Source organism: Microbacterium sp. TPU 3598, assembly GCF_002356155.1.
Classification (GTDB): domain Bacteria; phylum Actinomycetota; class Actinomycetes; order Actinomycetales; family Microbacteriaceae; genus Microbacterium; species Microbacterium maritypicum_A.
Genome location: NZ_AP017975.1, coordinates 3,568,946 through 3,586,722 on the forward strand (window position 1 = coordinate 3,568,946; position 17,777 = coordinate 3,586,722).

The 17,777-nt window shown below is 69.5% G+C and carries 18 protein-coding genes; 10 read left to right on the forward strand and 8 right to left on the reverse strand.

What is annotated here, in order from left to right; all coding sequences use genetic code 11:
* The first annotated feature begins 104 nt into the window (after positions 1-104).
* Positions 105-1,028 (forward strand): hypothetical protein, encoded by a 924-nt coding sequence (locus MST3598_RS17035; RefSeq protein WP_029260654.1) that lies wholly within the window; start codon positions 105-107, stop codon positions 1,026-1,028.
* On the opposite strand, the gene MST3598_RS17040 is transcribed toward MST3598_RS17035, so the two are convergent.
* Complete coding sequence (locus MST3598_RS17040; RefSeq protein WP_021201585.1) at positions 1,016-1,855, reverse strand: sulfurtransferase; 840 nt, start codon at positions 1,853-1,855, stop codon at positions 1,016-1,018. The genes MST3598_RS17035 and MST3598_RS17040 overlap by 13 nt on opposite strands.
* A gap of 119 nt (positions 1,856-1,974) precedes the next feature.
* Between MST3598_RS17040 and MST3598_RS17045 the strand changes: the two genes are divergently transcribed.
* A complete protein-coding gene (locus tag MST3598_RS17045; RefSeq protein ID WP_231494498.1) occupies positions 1,975-2,967 on the forward strand; it encodes a DMT family transporter in 993 nt (330 codons plus the stop codon).
* Here the strand turns inward: MST3598_RS17045 and MST3598_RS17050 are convergent.
* Entirely contained in the window at positions 2,957-3,976 is a 1,020-nt protein-coding gene (locus MST3598_RS17050) for a zinc-dependent alcohol dehydrogenase family protein (protein WP_029260656.1), read from the reverse strand. The two genes, MST3598_RS17045 and MST3598_RS17050, sit on opposite strands and share 11 nt — an antisense overlap.
* Before the next feature lie 129 nt (positions 3,977-4,105).
* Here MST3598_RS17050 and MST3598_RS17055 point away from each other — a divergent pair, with 129 nt between their 5' ends.
* From MST3598_RS17055 to MST3598_RS17070, 4 genes are all read left to right on the forward strand, one after another.
* Entirely contained in the window at positions 4,106-4,765 is a 660-nt protein-coding gene (locus tag MST3598_RS17055; RefSeq protein WP_029260657.1) for a GTP cyclohydrolase II, read from the forward strand.
* Between the two features lie 38 nt (positions 4,766-4,803).
* Positions 4,804-5,277, forward strand: coding sequence for a MarR family winged helix-turn-helix transcriptional regulator (locus MST3598_RS17060; protein WP_021201581.1), 474 nt, complete (start codon positions 4,804-4,806; stop codon positions 5,275-5,277).
* Positions 5,278-5,348: 71 nt separating this feature from the next.
* On the forward strand, positions 5,349-6,275 hold the full coding sequence (locus MST3598_RS17065) for a helix-turn-helix transcriptional regulator (RefSeq protein ID WP_051671230.1): 927 nt from the start codon (positions 5,349-5,351) through the stop codon (positions 6,273-6,275).
* Between the two features lie 63 nt (positions 6,276-6,338).
* Positions 6,339-6,668, forward strand: coding sequence for a helix-turn-helix domain-containing protein (locus MST3598_RS17070; RefSeq protein WP_029260659.1), 330 nt, complete (start codon positions 6,339-6,341; stop codon positions 6,666-6,668).
* A gap of 111 nt (positions 6,669-6,779) precedes the next feature.
* On the opposite strand, the gene MST3598_RS17075 is transcribed toward MST3598_RS17070, so the two are convergent.
* The 3 genes from MST3598_RS17075 to MST3598_RS17085 form a co-directional block, all read right to left on the reverse strand.
* Entirely contained in the window at positions 6,780-7,370 is a 591-nt protein-coding gene (locus MST3598_RS17075; protein WP_029260660.1) for a ClpP family protease, read from the reverse strand.
* Positions 7,367-7,981 carry a ClpP family protease gene (locus MST3598_RS17080; protein ID WP_021201577.1) on the reverse strand — a complete coding sequence of 205 codons (615 nt, stop codon included), beginning with the start codon at positions 7,979-7,981 and terminating at the stop codon, positions 7,367-7,369. The genes MST3598_RS17075 and MST3598_RS17080 overlap by 4 nt, the downstream gene beginning before the upstream one ends.
* Positions 7,982-8,168: 187 nt before the next feature.
* On the reverse strand, positions 8,169-9,596 hold the full coding sequence (locus MST3598_RS17085; protein WP_081860211.1) for a hypothetical protein: 1,428 nt from the start codon (positions 9,594-9,596) through the stop codon (positions 8,169-8,171).
* 213 nt (positions 9,597-9,809) lie between these two features.
* Here MST3598_RS17085 and MST3598_RS17090 point away from each other — a divergent pair, with 213 nt between their 5' ends.
* Positions 9,810-10,283, forward strand: a complete 474-nt coding sequence (locus MST3598_RS17090; RefSeq protein ID WP_051671231.1) for an acyl-CoA thioesterase — start codon at positions 9,810-9,812, stop codon at positions 10,281-10,283.
* 28 nt (positions 10,284-10,311) lie between these two features.
* Here MST3598_RS17090 and MST3598_RS17095 read toward each other — a convergent pair whose 3' ends face one another.
* Entirely contained in the window at positions 10,312-11,562 is a 1,251-nt protein-coding gene (locus MST3598_RS17095) for a trans-sulfuration enzyme family protein (protein WP_029260663.1), read from the reverse strand.
* Positions 11,563-11,674: 112 nt separating this feature from the next.
* On the opposite strand from MST3598_RS17095, the gene MST3598_RS17100 reads away from it, so the two are divergent.
* Both MST3598_RS17100 and MST3598_RS17105 read left to right on the forward strand, forming a co-directional pair.
* Positions 11,675-12,142: an Lrp/AsnC family transcriptional regulator gene (locus tag MST3598_RS17100; RefSeq protein ID WP_021201573.1), complete on the forward strand. Its 468-nt coding sequence runs from the start codon at positions 11,675-11,677 to the stop codon at positions 12,140-12,142.
* Between the two features lie 125 nt (positions 12,143-12,267).
* Complete coding sequence (locus tag MST3598_RS17105; RefSeq protein ID WP_029260664.1) at positions 12,268-13,983, forward strand: AMP-binding protein; 1,716 nt, start codon at positions 12,268-12,270, stop codon at positions 13,981-13,983.
* A 2-nt stretch (positions 13,984-13,985) separates the two neighbouring features.
* Here MST3598_RS17105 and MST3598_RS17110 read toward each other — a convergent pair whose 3' ends face one another.
* Positions 13,986-14,453 carry a hypothetical protein gene (locus MST3598_RS17110; RefSeq protein ID WP_136053565.1) on the reverse strand — a complete coding sequence of 156 codons (468 nt, stop codon included), beginning with the start codon at positions 14,451-14,453 and terminating at the stop codon, positions 13,986-13,988.
* A gap of 145 nt (positions 14,454-14,598) precedes the next feature.
* Positions 14,599-16,071 (reverse strand): MATE family efflux transporter, encoded by a 1,473-nt coding sequence (locus MST3598_RS17115; RefSeq protein WP_029260665.1) that lies wholly within the window; start codon positions 16,069-16,071, stop codon positions 14,599-14,601.
* A 155-nt stretch (positions 16,072-16,226) separates the two neighbouring features.
* Here MST3598_RS17115 and cycA point away from each other — a divergent pair, with 155 nt between their 5' ends.
* Positions 16,227-17,696: a D-serine/D-alanine/glycine transporter gene (gene cycA / locus MST3598_RS17120; protein WP_029260666.1), complete on the forward strand. Its 1,470-nt coding sequence runs from the start codon at positions 16,227-16,229 to the stop codon at positions 17,694-17,696.
* Positions 17,697-17,777 lie beyond the last annotated feature (81 nt).

A 17,777-nucleotide genomic window follows, 5' to 3' on the forward strand; every position in this document is an offset into this window, starting at 1 on the left:
ACGGCCAAGTGACCCCACATGCCCACCCGGTCCCCTGAGGTACGCGCGTGCGGTCGTATGCTCACTCTAAGGCGCTGATCTTCACATACCGGAGGGGATCTGTGATGAGTTTCGAAGATGACGCGCGCAGAGCCGAACCCGATGACTTCGCGAACGCCCTGCGCGACGCGATAAACGCGAAGCCGGTGACGCTGTCGTGGCTGCAGCGTCAGCTCAAGGCGCGCGGGAACCGCGTGTCCATGGCCACGCTGAGCTACTGGCGATCCGGCGCGCGACGGCCGGAGGGGGCGCAGTCGCTCGCCGCGCTCAGCGACATCGAGGAACTCCTCGGACTCGACACGGGGGCGCTGAGCAGACTGCTCCGATCGACGAACCGCACAGGTCCGCTCGGACCCAACCAGTTCCCGATCGACGAGGAAGAGCTCGAGTTGGCGGTGATCGACGCCTTCCGCGCGCTCGGCGCCTCCTACCCCGACACCTCCCGCGAGCTCACGACGCATTCGGTGACCGATGTCGGCGCGGACGGCAACGTCGCATTCAGCATCACGCGCAGCATCGTGCAGTCCACGGTCGGCACGATCACGGCGATCCCCTTCCTCGAGATCACCCCCGGGGTGCGCACCCCCGCACCTCTGCTGAAGGCGGTGGCAGGGGGCCGGATCGCCGCGCGCTACTCCCACCCCGACGGCGAGGTGCACGGGGTGCTGTTCGAGCTCGATGTGCCGCTGACCGCGCCGGAGACGGCGATGGTGGAGTGGTCGGTGGAGTACCCGCCCGACTACCCCGCGACGCGCGACACCGGCCACGCCCTGGCGCAGAAGGCCAGAGAGCTGCTGGTGTGGACACGCTTCCATCCGGACGCTATCCCTGACTGGTGCGAGGAGCACCTCGAGACACCGGACGGCGTCATCATGACGCCGCTGCCGCCGCCCCGGGGAACGTCGGTGCATCTGGTGCGCCGGGCTTTCGGCCCCGGCGCCCTCGGACTGCACTGGGGCTATGGCCCCCGGGAGGATCAGCCAGGCTGATCTCCGGTCGCGACCGGTCGGCCGGGGGTGTTCGACCACTGGCTCCACGACCCGGGGAAGACCTTCGCCTCGATGCCGACCTCATGCAGGACCAGGGCGGTGTGCGCGGCCGTCACGCCGGAACCGCAGTATGCCGCGACGGCCGTGCCCGGCGTGACGCCGATCTCGGCGAAGTTCGCCAGCACGGTCTCCCGGTCGAGGATGCGGCCTGTGGCGTCCAGATGCAGCAGGGTGGGCAGGTTGCGTGCGCCGGGGATGTGTCCTGCCGCGGGATCGAGCGGCTCGGTCTCGCCGCGGTAGCGTTCGGGGGCCCGCACATCCACCAGGACACCGGATGCCGGGAACGCGGCGGCCTCGTCGATCGTCAGCGCATCCGCACCGATCTCCGTGAGGACGACATCGCCACGATCCGGCGCCACATCATCGGTCGCGACGGCGAAGCCCTCATCCTTCCACCCGCGGATGCCGCCGGCGAGCACCCGCACATCGACGCCGGCCTGACGCAACAGCCACCAGGCACGGGCGGCCGCGATCCCCTTGAAGTCGTCGTAGGCGACCACCGTGTCGCCCGCACGCACGCCCCACCGACGGGCCGCGTCCTGGAGGGTGGCCGTCGACGGCAACGGGTGCCGTCCCTCCGACGGCTCGCCGTGGGTGGAGAGCTCGGTGTCGAGCGCGGCGAACACGGCGCCCGGGATGTGCCCGGTGAGGTAGTCGTCGTGCCCGGCCTCCGGACGATCCAGGCGCCACCGCACGTCGATCACGCGCACCGGTGCACCCCGGGTCAGCAGGTCGTTCAGTTCGACGGCACTCACGAAGTCGCTCATGCTGCGAGGCTACCGAGTCGCCGGCGGCGTCCGGTGCGCCATCGTCTTCTTCCGTCACGATCCGAGCGACGGGTCCGGCGCACTAGGCTCGATCCGGCAACGTCGAGAAAGGGCCAACGATGCCCTCTCGTCTCCGCTGGATGCGGTTCCGACCGCAGGAAGCCGCGCTCATCGCGATCACCGCCGTCTGGGGCGGCACGTTCCTGCTCGTGCATTGGGCGATGGAGCACTCCGGACCCTGGTTCTTCGTCGGCATCCGGTTCCTCATCGCGGGACTGATCAGCATCGTGATCTTCCGACGCGTGCTGCGCGGCATCCGCTGGCGCGATGTCGGCGCGGGCGTCGCGATCGGGGTGATGATCTACCTCGGCTACGGCCTCCAGACGCTGGGGCTGCAGACCATCGACAGCAGCACCTCGGCCTTCATCACCGCGATGTACGTGCCGCTGGTGCCGCTGGCGCAGTGGGCCGTGTTCCGCAAGCGCCCGCCCGCCATGGCGTTCGTCGGGGCGGGTCTGGCCTTCGTCGGGCTGCTGTTCATCGCCGGCCCCGACGCCTTCGCGCTGACGCTCGGCGCGGGCGAGATCGCGACCATGATCAGCACGCTGCCGATCGCCGCCGAGATCATCCTGATCAGCCTCTTCGCCGGGAAGATCGACCTCGGACGCATCACCGTGGTGCAGCTGCTCACCGCGGGAGCGCTGGGACTGCTCACGATGCCGGTGGTCGGCGAGGGCGTGCCGGAGTTCTCGTGGATCTGGGTCGGCTGTGCGGTCGGCCTGGGAGCGGCGAGCTGCCTGATCCAGTTGACGATGAACTGGGCCCAGAAGTCGGTCTCCCCCACCCGCGCGACGATCATCTACGCCGGGGAACCGGTGTGGGCAGGAGTCATCGGACGCATCGCCGGTGAACGCCTGCCCGCGACCGCGCTCGTGGGCGGAGCGCTCGTCGTGCTCGGCATCCTCGCGAGCGAGTTGAGGATCGTGCGGCGCAGGGCACAGCCACAAACATCACCGCAGGCTCGGGAGGAGAACCACGCCATGGGCGGAGAATCTCCTGTCGAATCTCCGCCCGACACGGAGATCTCCGCCCGCCGCGAGGTCACACCGTGAGCAGCACCTTCGTGGCGCGGCGCTCGTCCATGGCCCGATAGCCCTCGGCGGCTTCTTCGAGCGGAAGGGTGAGGTCGAACACCTTGCCCGGGTCGATCTTCCGGTCCCAGATGAGCTGGATCAGCTCGGGGAGGAAGCGCCGCACGGGCGCAGGTCCGCCGTGCAGGTGCACGCCGGAGTAGAACAGCTCCTCGCCGGGCAGCGCCACGTCGTGAGAGACGCCGACGAAGCCGACGTGGCCTCCGGGGCGGGTGGAGCGGATCGCCTGCATCATCGACTCCTGGGTGCCGACGGCCTCGATCACCGAATGCGCACCGAGACCGTTCGTGAGTTCCTTGATGCGGGCCACTCCCTCATCCCCGCGTTCGGAGACGATGTCGGTCGCGCCGAACTCGCGCGCCAGCGCCTGCCGATCGGCGTGCCGGCTCATCGCGATGATGCGCTCGGCACCGAGCTCCCGTGCGGCGAGGATCCCGAGGAGCCCGACCGCGCCGTCGCCGACCACGGCGACGGTCTTCCCCGGTCCGACCTCGGCGGCCACGGCTGCGAACCATCCCGTGCCGAGGACGTCGGACGCGGCGAGCAGTGAGGGGATCAGATCGGCGTCGGGCCGGCCGGGCGTGACGACCAGCGTGCCGTCGGCGTGCGGGACGAGCGAGTACTCGGCCTGCGTGCCGTAGCGCCCCATCGGCACCACGTGCACGCAGCGGGACTGGTACCCCGCCTGACAGATCTCGCACGTGTTGTCCGACGCCATGAAGGATCCGACGACGAAGTCGCCGACCCGCAGCGTCTGCACCTCGGCGCCGATCTCCTCGACCACGCCGACGTACTCGTGCCCCATCGGCGCGTGGTCGACGTCGTTGGCACCGCGGTACGGCCACAGGTCCGAGCCGCAGATGCAGGTCGCGGCGATGCGGATCACCGCATCGGTCGGCCGCGTGATGGTGGGCTTCTCTCGCTCCTCGACCCGGACGTCTCCGGGGGCGTGCATGACTACTCCGCGCATTCGTGGTGCTCCTTCTGTCGCGTGGACTTCAGTCCACACCGAATCCCTCGCGGATGGGAGGTTCTGACGGAACCCCTCCGAAATCCTGGGATCCGGGAATAGTCCGCCGAGCGCCGCGTTGCACCCGACATGATTGAAACTTCAACCGTCGCTCCGGTCGCCACGGAACGCACTCGCGTCCGCGTGCCGCTGCGCTTCGGCGACGGCTTCTCCACGACCGCCGACGTGGTCACCTTCGACGGCCTCGTCGACGGCCGCGAGCACCTGCTGCTCGGGCTCGGCGACTGGCGCGCCGCACTCGAACCCGTGATAGACGGCGGGGACGCACCGCTCGTCCGTCCGCACAGCGAATGCCTCACCGGCGACGTGTTCGGCTCCGAGCGCTGCGACTGCGGCCCCCAGCTGCGCGAAGCCGTCGAGCGCATCGCCGACGAAGGCGGGTTCCTGCTCTACCTCCGCCAGGAGGGCCGGGGCATCGGCCTGTACGCCAAGCTCGACGCCTACGCGCTGCAGGACGCGGGCCTCGACACGTACGAGGCGAACGTCGCCCTGGGCCACGGCGAAGATGAGCGCGACTACACGGTGGCCGCCCAGATGCTGAACGCGCTGGGCGTCGACGGCATCCGCCTGCTGAGCAACAACCCCGACAAGGCCGTGCAGCTCGAAGCGCTCGGCATCCGCGTCACCGAGCGCGTGCGCACCGAGGTGCACCTGTCCGAAGCGAACACCCGCTACCTGCAGGCGAAGCGCGACCACACGGCGCACACGCTCGACCTGTCGGCAGCGTGACACCCGCGGGATACCCGAGTGACCCCCAGGAGGACAGCATGACGGCGGAGCAGCAGCATCCGCGTCGACTCGACGACACCGAGATGGAGACCTGGCTCCCCGTCATCCGGTTCGTCCAGCTGCTGCCGCAGGTGCTCGATCGCACGCTGAAGGAAGAGGTCGGGCTCAACCACGCCCGATACGCGATCCTCGTCACCCTGGCAGGTCAGGGGGAGAGCGCCGTCACCATGACCGAGCTCGCCCGCATCGCCGGCCTCAGCCGTTCCCGCCTGAGCCACGCTCTGGATTCTCTCGAGGAACGCGGCTGGGTCACCCGCACCTCGTGCGGGTCCGACAAGCGCACCCTCTCGGCCGCACTGACTCCGGCCGGACGGGAGATGCTGCGCACGGCCGCCCCCGTGCACGTCGAGCAGGTGCGGGAGCTCGTGCTCGATCCGCTCACCGCACAGGAGCGCGAACAGTTGGGGGCGATCCTCGGCAAGCTGCTGCCCGGGGTGACCGCGGCACTGTGAGGCGTCGCGGATCGGTCACCGGTACCGCCAGTACCTCCCTCCACGGTCGCTGAGCGCGTACCGTCGAAGGCATGGACACCCGCAGCGAGGTGCGCGAGTTCCTCTCCACGAGGCGCGCACGCATCACCCCCGATCAGGCAGGCCTCCCCGCATTCGGGGGCAACCGCCGCGTACCGGGCCTGCGCCGCGAGGAGGTCTCGCTCCTCGCGGGTGTCAGCGTGGACTACTACACGCGGCTCGAGCGCGGCGACCTGTCCGGCGCGTCCGACAGCGTGCTCGACGCCCTCGCCCGCGCGCTCCAGCTGGACGAGGCCGAGACCGCGCACCTGTTCGACCTCGCCCGCACCGCGAACGCCTCGCCGGTCGCACGCACGCCGCGGAAGAAGGCCACGGAGCTGCGTGCGAGCATCCTCCGCCTGCTCGATGCCATGACCGAGGCGCCGGCGATCGTGCGCAACAACTACTTCGACTACCTGGCCGGGAACGCCCTGGGCCGTGCCCTCTACGCGCCCGTGTTCGCGCAGCCGCAGCCCAACAGCGCCCGCTTCGCGTTCCTCGATCCGGTGGCGCAGGAGTTCTACCCGGAGTGGGACCGCAACACGCAGGAGCTCGTCGCGGCGATGCGCGGGGAAGCCGGCCGCAATCCGTTCGATCGGAAGCTCACCGACCTCGTCGGCGAGCTCTCGACGCGGAGCGAGCGGTTCCGCACGCTGTGGGCCGCCCACAACGTGCGCTTCCACCGCACGGGTGTGAAGCGCATCGCGCATCCGGTGGTCGGAGAGATGGAGCTGACCTACGAGGCGTTCGAGCTGCCGGCCGATCCGGGACTCCACCTGTCGACCTATACCGCGGAGCCGGGCACGGCGTCGGCGGACAAGCTGCGGATGCTCGCCAGCTGGGCGGCGACGGATGCGGCCGCACCTGTCGCCGCGGAGCCCGAGCCCGCTCCCGATCCCACTCCCACTCCCGATCACACCTCGGGGCGCGCAGACTCCTGAACCACGGTTCTGCTCTGAGCAGAACCGCTCGAAGCCGCCGGATGCCGCGGATTATCGTGAGGCATGGCCGACATCCTCGCATTCCCGCGCACCCCTCGCTCCGATCGCCCCCGCCCGAGCGATCCCGAGCCCCTGTGGCGACACCTGCTGGGTGACCAGCTGCGCCGCCGACGTCACGACCGCGAGGAGACCCTCTCCGAGACCGCCGACAAGGCCGGTGTCTCGCCGCAGTACCTCTCCGAGGTCGAGCGGGGATTGAAGGAGCCGTCGAGCGAGATGATCGCCGCGATCGCCGGAGCCCTCGACACGAGCCTCGTCGAGCTGACGAGCGACGTTGCCGACAGTCTGCGATCGACGGCCCCTTCGCGTGGCGCGTTCGCCCTCGCCGCGTGATCCCGGAGCCGTCATCTGCATGATCGACGGACGGATGCATGACCACAGGCACCGCATCGGTCATGCAGTCGTCCGCCGCTCATGCATCCGTCCGCGAGCCCGGACTGCAGATCAGCTCCGCGCGCCGAGCACCGTGTCGACCAGCCCGTAGTCGAGTGCGGCGGCGGCGGTGAACACCCGGTCGCGATCGGTGTCGACCCGGAGCTCCGCGACCGTCCGGCCGCTGTGCCTGGCCAGGATCTCCTCCATGTCGGAGCGCACCCGCACCACCTCGTCGGCCGCGAGGATCAGGTCGGGGATCGCGCCCCGGGACTGTCCGGCCGGCTGGTGCAGCACGATGCGCGCATGGGCGAGGGCGGCCCGCGCCCCCGGATCTCCGGCAGCGACGAGGAGTGCTGCCGGTCCGATGGCCTGCCCGACGCAGGTGGTCGCGACGCCGGGACGGATGTGCTGCATGGTGTCGTAGATCGCGAGCGCTGCGCCCGGATCGCCGCCCTCGCTGTTGATGTAGAACTGGATGCCGGATTCGGGGCTGTCCGCGTCGAGATGCAGCAGCTGCGCGATGAGGGCGTTCGCGACCCCCGCATCGATGCCCGTGCCGAGGTAGATGACCCGCTCCGCGAGCAGGTGCGAATAGACGTCCATGATCCGCTCGCCTCGGGGATGCTGCGCGATGACGTTCGGGATCGTGTAGCCGCTCATGCGTCCGCCCCCAGTCCGACGCGCGCGCGACGTCGCGGCATCACTTCGGCGATCGAGGCCACGATGCCGTCGATGAAGCCGTAGTCCTGCGCCTGCACCGCGGTGTACCAGCGGTCGTGAAGGGAATCCTCGAAGATGCGCGCGATGGGCTGGCCCGTGTCGTCGGAGATGAGGCCGAGCACGGTGTCGCGCATATGCCGCAGGTCGTCGGCCTGCGTCTCGAGCTCGCCCGCGGATCCGCCGATGCCCGCGGAACCCTGATGCATCAGGATGCGTGCGTGCGGCAGCGCCCGTCTCTTGCCGGGGGTACCGGCGGAGAGCAGGAACTGTCCGGCGCTGCAGGCGAGTCCGAGGGCGAGGGTGGCGACGTCGTTGGGGATCAGCCGCATGATGTCTCGGATGGCCAGCATCGACGGCACGGAGCCGCCGGGCGAGTGGATCCACAGCGCGATGTCGGCGACGGGGTCCTCGGCCGACAGCGCGAGCAGCTGGGTCATCAGCAGCGTGCCGTTGTCGTCGTCGAGAGCGCCGTCGAGCACGAGCACCCGCTCGTGGAACAGTGCGCGGCGGGCTTCGGGACCGAACTGCGGGATGGGGTTGTCTTCGCTCATGCCCCCAGCCTCTGTCGCCCCGCAGGCGTGCGGAGCGGATTCTGCCCTGGGCGGCTCTGCCGTCAGCGGATGCGGGCAGATGCGAGCGGATGCGGGCAGATGCGAGTTCCTGGGCGGATGCCGGTGGGGAGGCATCCGCCCAGGCCCTCGGGTGGGGATGGAGGCGGGTGGGGTGAGCGGACGCGGATCAGGCGGCGAGGGCCAGTGAGCGCCGATGGGAGATGCGGTGACCGACCCAGAAGCCGATCGCGATCAGCCCGGCCAGGGCGATGCCGAGGATCCACGGCAGCATCGAGGGCGCGGCCCCCGCGGTGGCGGTGGCGAGGGTGTCGGAGCCGTCGGCGATCAACCCGTTCCCCGCGGCGAGGTCGGCGGCCCCGGCCTCGAGCTTGTCGCCGCCGTCCGCGAGATCGCCGGAGCCGTCCGCGACCGTCGCCGCGCCGGCGGAGAGCTTCTCGATGCCGATGTTGAGGTCGCCGGCCCCGGCCTGCAGCGCACCGACGCCGGTGGCGAGCGTGCTGGCGCCGTCGTTCAGGCGGGTTGCGCCCGCGCTGAGGTTCGCCGTGCCGGAGGAGAGGGAGGAGGCCCCGGTGGAGAGCGTCTGCAGCCCGGCGGCCAGCGTGGCGGCGCCGGCCGAGAGCTGCGACGTGCCGGAGTGCAGGGACTGCGCGCCCGCGACGAGGGCCGGCGCCCCCTGGGGAGCGACCAGCGCCACGGTGCCCGGCCACTTGTTCGCGACGTCGCCGTTGATGAGGCCGTTGACCCCGGCCGTGACCTTCGCCGACCCGCCGGCGGCGGCGACGAGCCCCTGGGCGAGGTCGGACCCCTTGGCCGCCACGGGAGCCATCGCGTCGACCTCCTGATCGACGCCGGCAGCCAGGCCGGCGAGCGCCTGGAGCTGCGGGTTCTTCGGGTCGGCGGCGAGCATCCCGGCGAGAGCATCGGCGAGCTGCTGCGAATGCCCTGGCGCCGTAGCGGCCACTCCCTGCAGGAGGCTCTTCGCTTCGGGCTGCGCGAGAGCGATCACGTTCGCGTCGACCTTCGTGCCGAGCGTGCCGCTGAGCGCGCTCGCACCCGCCAGTACCTGCCCGGCGTACGCGTGCGCTCCGTTGACTCCGGCGGCCAGGGTCGACACTCCCGCTGCCAGCGTCTGCGCCCCGGCATCCGCCTGCGCCATCTTCGTCGAGAGCTCCTGAGCCCCGGCGAGCGCGCTCTGGGCTCCTCCGCTGACCTTGCCGGCACCGGCTGCCGCGGTCGATGCGCCGGCGGCGAGGCTGCTCGCGCCGTCGGCCAGGCTCATGGCACCGCTCGCCGCCGTCGTGGCCCCGTCGCTCAACTTCTGGGAGCCCTCCTGCGCGCTGGCCGCGCCCGCGGAGAGGACACCTGTCCCCGTGGCGAGCTGCGCCGCACCGGCCGAGAGGTCTGCGGCACCGGCAGCGAGGTCGGCCGATCCGTCTTTCGCGGACGTCGTTCCGTCGGCGAGCTCGGAGGCACCGGCGGCGATCTTGCTCGTCGTCGCGAAGAACAGGATCACCATCGCGGCCAGCAGCAGGCTGAGCACGATCACGGCGATGCGCATGCCGATTCCGTGCGAGTGGGGCGTGGTACTCGTCATTGAGGACTCCCGGGGTCAGTGGCGTCGTTGCCACCGGCGACTGTATGGGCACCCCGACTCGCGACCCCCGGATTTGCCGTTCGAAACCAAGTCTCAGTGCCGATGGAACTCAGTTTCTTGTCGCTAATGCACAAATAGGCGTGCCCTGCCCTGTGTCCTCTACGAAAAGAGGCCGTAACATCGCGGACTCACGACCCGCCTAGCCTCGTGCCCATGGCGAAGCAGAAGGCACCGGCGTGGCAGTGGTCGGAGGACGGACTCAATTTCCGCACGCGCAAGTGGGTGCGTCCGGAAGACCTCAACGCGAACGGCTCGCTGTTCGGCGGCAGCCTGCTGAAGTGGATCGACGAGGAAGCGGCGATCTACGCGATCGTCCAACTCGGCAACTACCGTGCCGTCACCAAGCACATCTCGGAGATCAACTTCGAGGCCTCGGCCGTGCAGGGCGATCTGATCGAGATCGGTCTGCAGGCCACGCACTTCGGCACGACGTCGCTCACCATGCGCGCGGTGGCCAGGAACATGATCACGCGCAAGCGCATCCTCACGATCGAGAAGATCGTGTTCGTCAGCCTCGACGACGATGGGATGCCGACCCCGCACGGCTACACGGAGATCACCTACGACCGCGACCGGATGCCGACCGAGCGCATCGCCACCGGCACGATCCGGCTCCCCTCCCTCTGATCCGCCACAGGAACGCCGAGCCACCTCCTCAGGCGCGAACTGCCCCCCGGTGTGCCGCGCGCGAGGAGGTGACCCGGTCGGAGAGGGGCGCATCGACCTCGAAGGCCGGAACGCCGGCGAACGCCTGGGCGAGGTCGGCGATGAGGTCGTCGACATCCTCCAAGCCGATCGACAGACGCAGCACGTCGGCTGCCGGACGCGCTTCGGGAGGGACAGGCCGATGCGTGAGCGCCGCCGGATGCTGGATCAGCGAGTCCACTCCGCCGAGCGACACCGCGTGCGTGAACAGTGCGGTCGCGGTGGTGACCGCAGAGGCCGCGGCGAAACCCCCGCGCATGCGCATCGCGATCATCGCGCCGGTACCGCGCATCTGCCGTTCCAGGATGCCGCGCGGGTCGCCGTCGAGTCCCGGGTAGAACACCTCGGCGACCTCGGGGCGATCGATGAGCCACTGCACGATCCGCCGCGCACTCTCCTGCTGGTGCCGCACCCGCACGGGGAGGGTCGTGAGACCGCGGTGCAGCAGATAGGCCCCGAGGGGATGCAGCAGCCCTCCCGTCACCGCCCGCACGCGGCGCAGAGCCTCCGCCGTCTCCTCGCTGCACGCGACGACGCCGGCGATCACATCACCGTGCCCGCCCAGGTACTTGGTGGCGCTGTGCAGAGACATCGCCGCCCCGAGGTCGATCGGATTCTGCAGCACGGGGGTCGCGAACGTGTTGTCGACGACGACCGGTACCGCGCCGGCCTGGCGCACGACGTCGGCGATGTCGGCGATGTCGAGGGTGGGGTTCGCCGGGGTCTCCACCACGACGAGGCCGGTGTCGGGGCGCACGGCCGCCGCGACCTCATCGGGGTGACAGTAGGTGGTCTCGACGCCGAGCAGGCCGGAGCCGAGCAGATGGTCGGTCCCCCCGTAGAGCGGACGCACCGCGACGACGTGGCGCGCCCCGGTCGCTCCCGTGTTCGCCAGGATCACGGCCGTCATCGCGGCCATGCCCGAGGCGAAGGCGACCGCAGCCTCGGCGTGCTCGAGCTCGGCGAGTGCCTCCTCGAAGCGGGCGACCGTGGGGTTCCACAGTCGCGCGTAGACCATGCTGCCGTCCGCCGGAGGACGCCCTCCCGTCGCCATGGCCTCGTACGAGTCGCCGCCGCGCTCGATGTCCGGGAGCGGGTTCGTGGTCGACAGATCGATCGGCAGCGCGTGGACCCCGAGCCCCTCGAGGTCGGAGCGGCCGCCGTGGACGGCGACGGTGTCGGGATGCAGCGGTGCAGTCATGACTCCACGTTGCCGGAATCACGATGAAACCGCAGGAACTCGACAGAAGCCGCCAGGAATTCGACGCTGAACGCTATTCTGTGCAGGATCCGAAAGGCAAGGAGGCCCCCCGTTGGCGAAAGCACAACTCGACGAGACCGACCTCGAGCTGCTCGCGGTCCTCAGCCGCGACGCCGAGACGACGAACAAGGCGCTCGCACATCGCCTCGGCCTCGCCGAGTCGACCTGCGCACATCGGGTGCGGGCGCTGCGCGAGCGCGGAGTGATCCGCGACACGCGCATCCGCGTCGACGGGGCCGCTCTGGGTTTCCCGCTGCAGGCGATCATCAAGGTGCGCCTGGCGAACCACACAGGAGACAAGGTGACGGCCCTCTTCGATGCCCTGGTCGACATCCCGCGCGTCCTCCAGGTGTTCCACGTCGCCGGCGTCGACGACTTCCTCGTGCATGTGGCCGTGCAGGATGCGACGGCCCTGCGCGACATCGTTCTCGAGCACATCACGGTGCACCCCGTCGTGCGCGGCACCGAGACCCAGCTCGTGTTCGAACTGCGCGACGGACCGGGAGTGCTCTCCACCTGACCCTTCCGGTCGCACTTCGTGCCGTCCGATTCCGTTTCAGACGGCACGAAGTGCGACCGGAACGAGCGGAGCGTCGGTGCGTGCGCGAGGATGGAAGGCACGCCAGCCAGGAGCAAGGGAGCACCATGAGACGCAGCGCCACCGCCGCCACGCACACCGTCCGCGAGATGCGGGACTTCCTCTTCGCGAACGCCACCGACTATGCGGCGGCCCGCGACGGATTCGTCTGGCCGGAGGTCGACGAGTTCAACTTCGCGTTGGAGTGGTTCGACGTGGTCGCGAGCGAGAACCCCGACCGCCCGGCGGTTCAGATCGTCGAGGCCGACCTGAGCCTGCGCTCCTGGACCTACGGGCAGCTCTCGGCGCGATCCGACCAGGTCGCCTCCTGGCTCCGCACGCTCGGCATCGGTCGCGGCGACCACGTGATCGTGATGTTGAACAACACGATCGAGCTGTGGGAGGTGATGCTGGCGATCACGAAGATCGGCGCCGTGTCGATCCCGACCTCGACCCTGTTGTCGGCTTCGGACCTCGCCTACCGCGTCGAGCACGGACGCGCGCGGGCGGTCATCACTCTCGGAGCGCTCGCCGATCGCCTCGACGACATCGATCCCGGCATCCCGCGCATCGGCGTCGGCGACGACATCTCCTCCGGCTGGGCACGCTTCGCCGATTCCACCGCCGCTCCGGCGGGTTTCGCGCCCGACGGTCCGACCCCCTCGTCCGACACCGCGCTGCTCTACTTCACCTCGGGCACGACGAACCGCCCGAAGCTCGTGCAGCACACCCACGCCTCCTACCCGATCGGGCACCTGTCGACCATGTGGTGGCTCGGGGTGCGCCCCGACGACGTGCACCTCAACATCTCCTCCCCCGGCTGGGCCAAGCACGCGTGGTCCAGCTTCTACTCGCCGTTCCTGGCCGAGGCCACCGTCTTCGTCTACAACTACGCCCGCTTCGACGCGAACACGCTCATGCAGGTCATGGACACCCACCACGTGTCGACGTTCTGTGCGCCGCCGACGGTGTGGCGCATGCTGATCCAGGCCGATCTCGCCCGGCTCACCCGCCCTCCGCGCGAACTGGTGGGCGCGGGCGAGCCCCTGAACCCCGAGGTCATCGACCGGGTGCGTGACGCCTGGGGCGGGACGATCCGCGACGGGTTCGGTCAGACCGAGATGACCGCGTGCATCGGCAACTCCCCCGGCCAGGCGGTCAAGGTCGGCTCGATGGGACGCCCGTTGCCCGGTTATCCGGTGGTGCTGCTCGACCCGGTCACCGGCGCAGTCACCGAGGGGCAGGGCGAGGGTGAGATCGCGCTCGATCTGTCGCAGCCGCCGCTCGGGCTCATGGCCGGCTACTACGACGACCCGGAGAAGACCGCGGAGTCACGGACGGGCGGTTACCACCACACGGGCGACATCGCCGTGCGCGACGACGACGGCTATCTCACCTATGTCGGCCGCTCCGACGACGTGTTCAAGGCTTCCGACTACAAGATCTCACCCTTCGAGCTCGAGTCCGTGCTGCTCGAGCACGACCTCGTGATCGAGGCAGCGGTGATCCCGAGTCCCGATCCCACGCGTCTTGCGGTGCCGAAGGCCTACATCTGCCTGACCCCGGAGGCCCCGGCCGTCGGTTCGGATGCGGCGCGCGCGATCTTCGCCCACGCGCACGAACGGTTGTCATCGCATCTGTGGGTGCGGATCATCGAGTTCGTCCCCGAGCTCCCCAAGACGATCTCCGGCAAGATCCGACGCGTCGAGCTGCGGGCACGCGAAGCCGCGCGGGTGCAGTCCGGCGACGAGGCCGGGCAGCACCGTGACCGTGACTACCGCTGAGGTCAGCGCACGACGGCGATCGTCGCCGTCGCCGGCCCGGTCTTCGTGAGCGCAACCTTCGACGTCGCTGCGACGGGCGTCTTCGACGTCGCCGTGACGGGCGTCTTCGACGTCGCCGTGACGGGCGTCTTCGACGCGGGAACCGCCTTCGGCAGCTCCTCGACCGCGCGGTCGGCACGTTCCACCCCGGCCGCATTCACGATCGCGCGCACGACGCTCCCGACGATCAGCATCGCCGTCAGCGCCGCGCATGCCACGATCAGCGGCGTCCACTCGCGCGCGAAGGACGCCGCGAAGCTCATCAGCGCGCCGACGATCCACAGACCCACCGCGCCCCCGGCGAGCCCACCGGAACCCCGGACGATCGCGACCGCCGCGACGATCGCGAAGATGACGGCGAGCGCCGCACCCACGTAACCGATCGGCACCATCACCGCAGCCAGATCACTGGCCATTCTCAATGTCGTCATGACGACCCCCCGTCAGTGGTTACTCCACTCATTCGACATTAGAAGTGTCCCCCGGAATGGGCATCCGCCTCAAGTGCGACTCGCATCATCCTGAAGGCGGATATCTGTACGGACCGGCACAGTCGGAACGACAGCGGCGCGGCTGTCAGCGACGACGTGGCCAACGCAGGCGGCGCGCCCGCACGACCCGCACCGGCTGGGTGACGACCGCGTCCACGACCATCGACCCGTCGGTCGGTCCGACGATCGCGATGGCCGAGGTCTCCGTCGCCTCCGCGGGGTCGATGGGCAGCCGTCCGAGAGCGCGGTGGGCGCGGATGTACGCGGGGACGAGCAGCACGATCGCTCCGAGCCAGGCGAGCGGGTTGCTCAACGCGACACCGTCGAATCCGATCCATGCCCCCAGCACGATCGCCGCGCCCACGCGCATCACGAGCTCGATCACGCCGGTCACGGTGGGCACGAGCGTGTGACCGAGTCCCTGAAGAGCGCCGCGCAGCACGAACAGCATGCCGAGCGCCCAATACCCGCAGCCGTTGATGATGAGCATCCGATGCGCGTCGTCGACGACGACGTCGGATCCTTCGCCGATGAACAGGCGCACCATCGGGGCACCGAATGCGACCAGCAGGGCACCGAGGACCACGCCGGCGGCGACCGCCATCCAGGTCGCCTCGACCACACCGCGACGGATGCGGTCGGGCCGACGACCGCCGTGGTTCTGCGCCGCGTACATCGAGACGGCGAGGCCGAGAGAAGACAGCAGCGCGACCGCGAGGCTGTCGACGCGCGAGCCCGTGGTGTAGGCCGCGACCGCGTCGGCGCCGAGAGTGTTCAACGCGACCTGCACCGTGAGCGTGCCGATCGCGATGATCGACGCCTGGAACCCCATCGGCAGGCCGAGTCGCAGGTGCTCGGCGATGTCGTCACGGGTGATGCGCCAGTCGGCTCGGCGCAGGTGCAGCATCGGCAGGCGCCGACGCACGAACTCCAGGCACAGCGCCACCGAGACGGCCTGAGCGACGACCGTGGCGAGCGCAGCTCCCCCCACTCCCCATTCGAGGGGCCCGACCATCAACACGACGAGGCCGACGTTGAGCGCACACGACACGGTCAGGAACACCAGCGGCGTCTTCGAGTCGCCGATCGCACGGATGATCGCGGACAGGTAGTTGAAGAACATCGTCGCGCTCGCGCCGAGGAAGCTGATCTGCGTGAAGATCGTCGCCTCGGCCATCAGCTCGGGCGGCGTCTGCAGCAGCGACAGGATCGGGCCGGCGAGGAGGGGCGCCCCCACGGTCAGGATGACGCTCGTGATGGCGCTGAGCAGTACGCCGGTCGCGACCGATCGGCGTACGGCCGCGTCGTTCCTCGCACCGAATGCCTGGGCGATCGGGATCGCGAAACCGCTCGTCAGCCCCCAGGCGAACCCGAGCAGCAGGAACAGCAGGCTTCCGGTCGCTCCGACGGCGGCGAGCGAGGTGACGCCGAGATGACGGCCGACGACGATGGCGTCGGCGAACTGGTACAACTGCTGCACCACGTTGCCGAGCAGGAGCGGGATGGAGAAGGCAAGGATGACGCGCCACGGACGGCCCGTGGTGAGGGAGGTGGCCATGAAGGAGCGGCTCGCAGAACTGAGGGGATGATCGGGGGTGCCACCAGCTTATCGAATCGATTCGGCGGGCCGGAAGACCGGTACTCGATTCTGGACTCGGCCCCTCCTCCAGGTACCGTCGGACGGCAACCGTCGACGAGGACCGGAGGAAGAAAGTGACGAAGCAGCACACGGGGGGAACCGGACGCGAGCGCGACACCGCCGCGGACGGAGAGGAACAGCATCTGCGGCGAGCGCTGAGCAACCGCCACATCCAACTGCTCGCGATCGGCGGGGCCATCGGCACCGGGCTGTTCATGGGCAGCGGCAAGACCATCTCGGTCGCGGGCCCCTCGGTGATCTTCGTCTACATGATCATCGGCTTCATGCTGTTCTTCGTCATGAGGGCGATGGGCGAGCTGCTGCTGTCGAACCTGAAGTACAAGTCGTTCAGCGACTTCGCGAGCGACCTGCTCGGCCCGTGGGCGGGCTTCTTCACGGGGTGGACCTACTGGTTCTGCTGGGTGGTCACCGGCGTCGCCGACGTGATCGCGATCGCGGGATACACGGATGCGCTCATCCCCGGAATCCCCCTGTGGATCCCCGGCGTGCTGGTGATCGTCATCCTGCTCGCCCTGAATCTCCCGACCGTCGCCGCGTTCGGCGAGATGGAGTTCTGGTTCGCGCTGATCAAGATCGTCGCGATCGTGGCGCTCATCATCACCGGACTCGTGATGATCTTCACCGGATTCCAACACGACGCCGGCACCGCGAGCTTCTCGAACCTGTGGGACAAGGGCGGCATGTTCCCGCACGGATTCATGGGTTTCGTCGCGGGCTTCCAGATCGCGGTGTTCGCGTTCGTCGGCATCGAGCTCGTGGGCACCGCAGCGGCGGAGACCAAGGACCCGAAGCGCAACCTGCCCAAGGCCATCAATGCGATCCCGATCCGTGTGCTGCTGTTCTACGTGGGCGCGCTCATCGTGCTGATGGCGGTCACCCCGTGGACCGAGTACGTCGCCGGCGAGAGCCCCTTCATCGCGATGTTCGCCCTCGCCGGACTCGGCATCGCCGCGACGGTGGTGAACCTCGTGGTGCTGACCTCCGCCATGTCGAGCGCGAACTCCGGCATCTACTCGACCTCGCGCATGGTGTTCGGTCTCGCACAGGACGGCGACGCCCCGCGCATGTTCGCCCGCCTCTCGCGCCGCCGGGTGCCGCAGAACGCACTGTTCCTGTCGTGCATCCTGCTGCTCTCCGGCGTCGTGCTGCTCTACGCGGGCAAGGACATCGGCACCGCGTTCGACATGGTGACCACGGTCTCGGCCCTGTGCTTCATGTTCGTCTGGACGATCTTCCTGTGCAGCTACCTCGTGTACCGCCGCACCCGCAAGGACAAGGTCGCCGCGTCGACCTTCCGGCTGCCCGGCGGTGTGTTCATGGTCTACGTGGTGCTGGCGTTCTTCGTGTTCATCCTGTGGGCGCTCACGACCCAGCCCGACACGCTGACCGCGCTGCTCGTGACGCCGATCTGGTTCGTCGTGCTGCTCGTGGCCTGGCTGTTCGTGCGCCGCTCACCGAACCACCTGGCCCGGCACGCGGCGCACATCGCGCACCTCCGCGACGACTCGGTCGAGGCGGACTGACTCCGGCCTCGGGCGGTCTCTCTGTTCACCACTCAGAAACTTCGTCGAGCACCGGACCGGATCACGGGGACATGGCTGTCC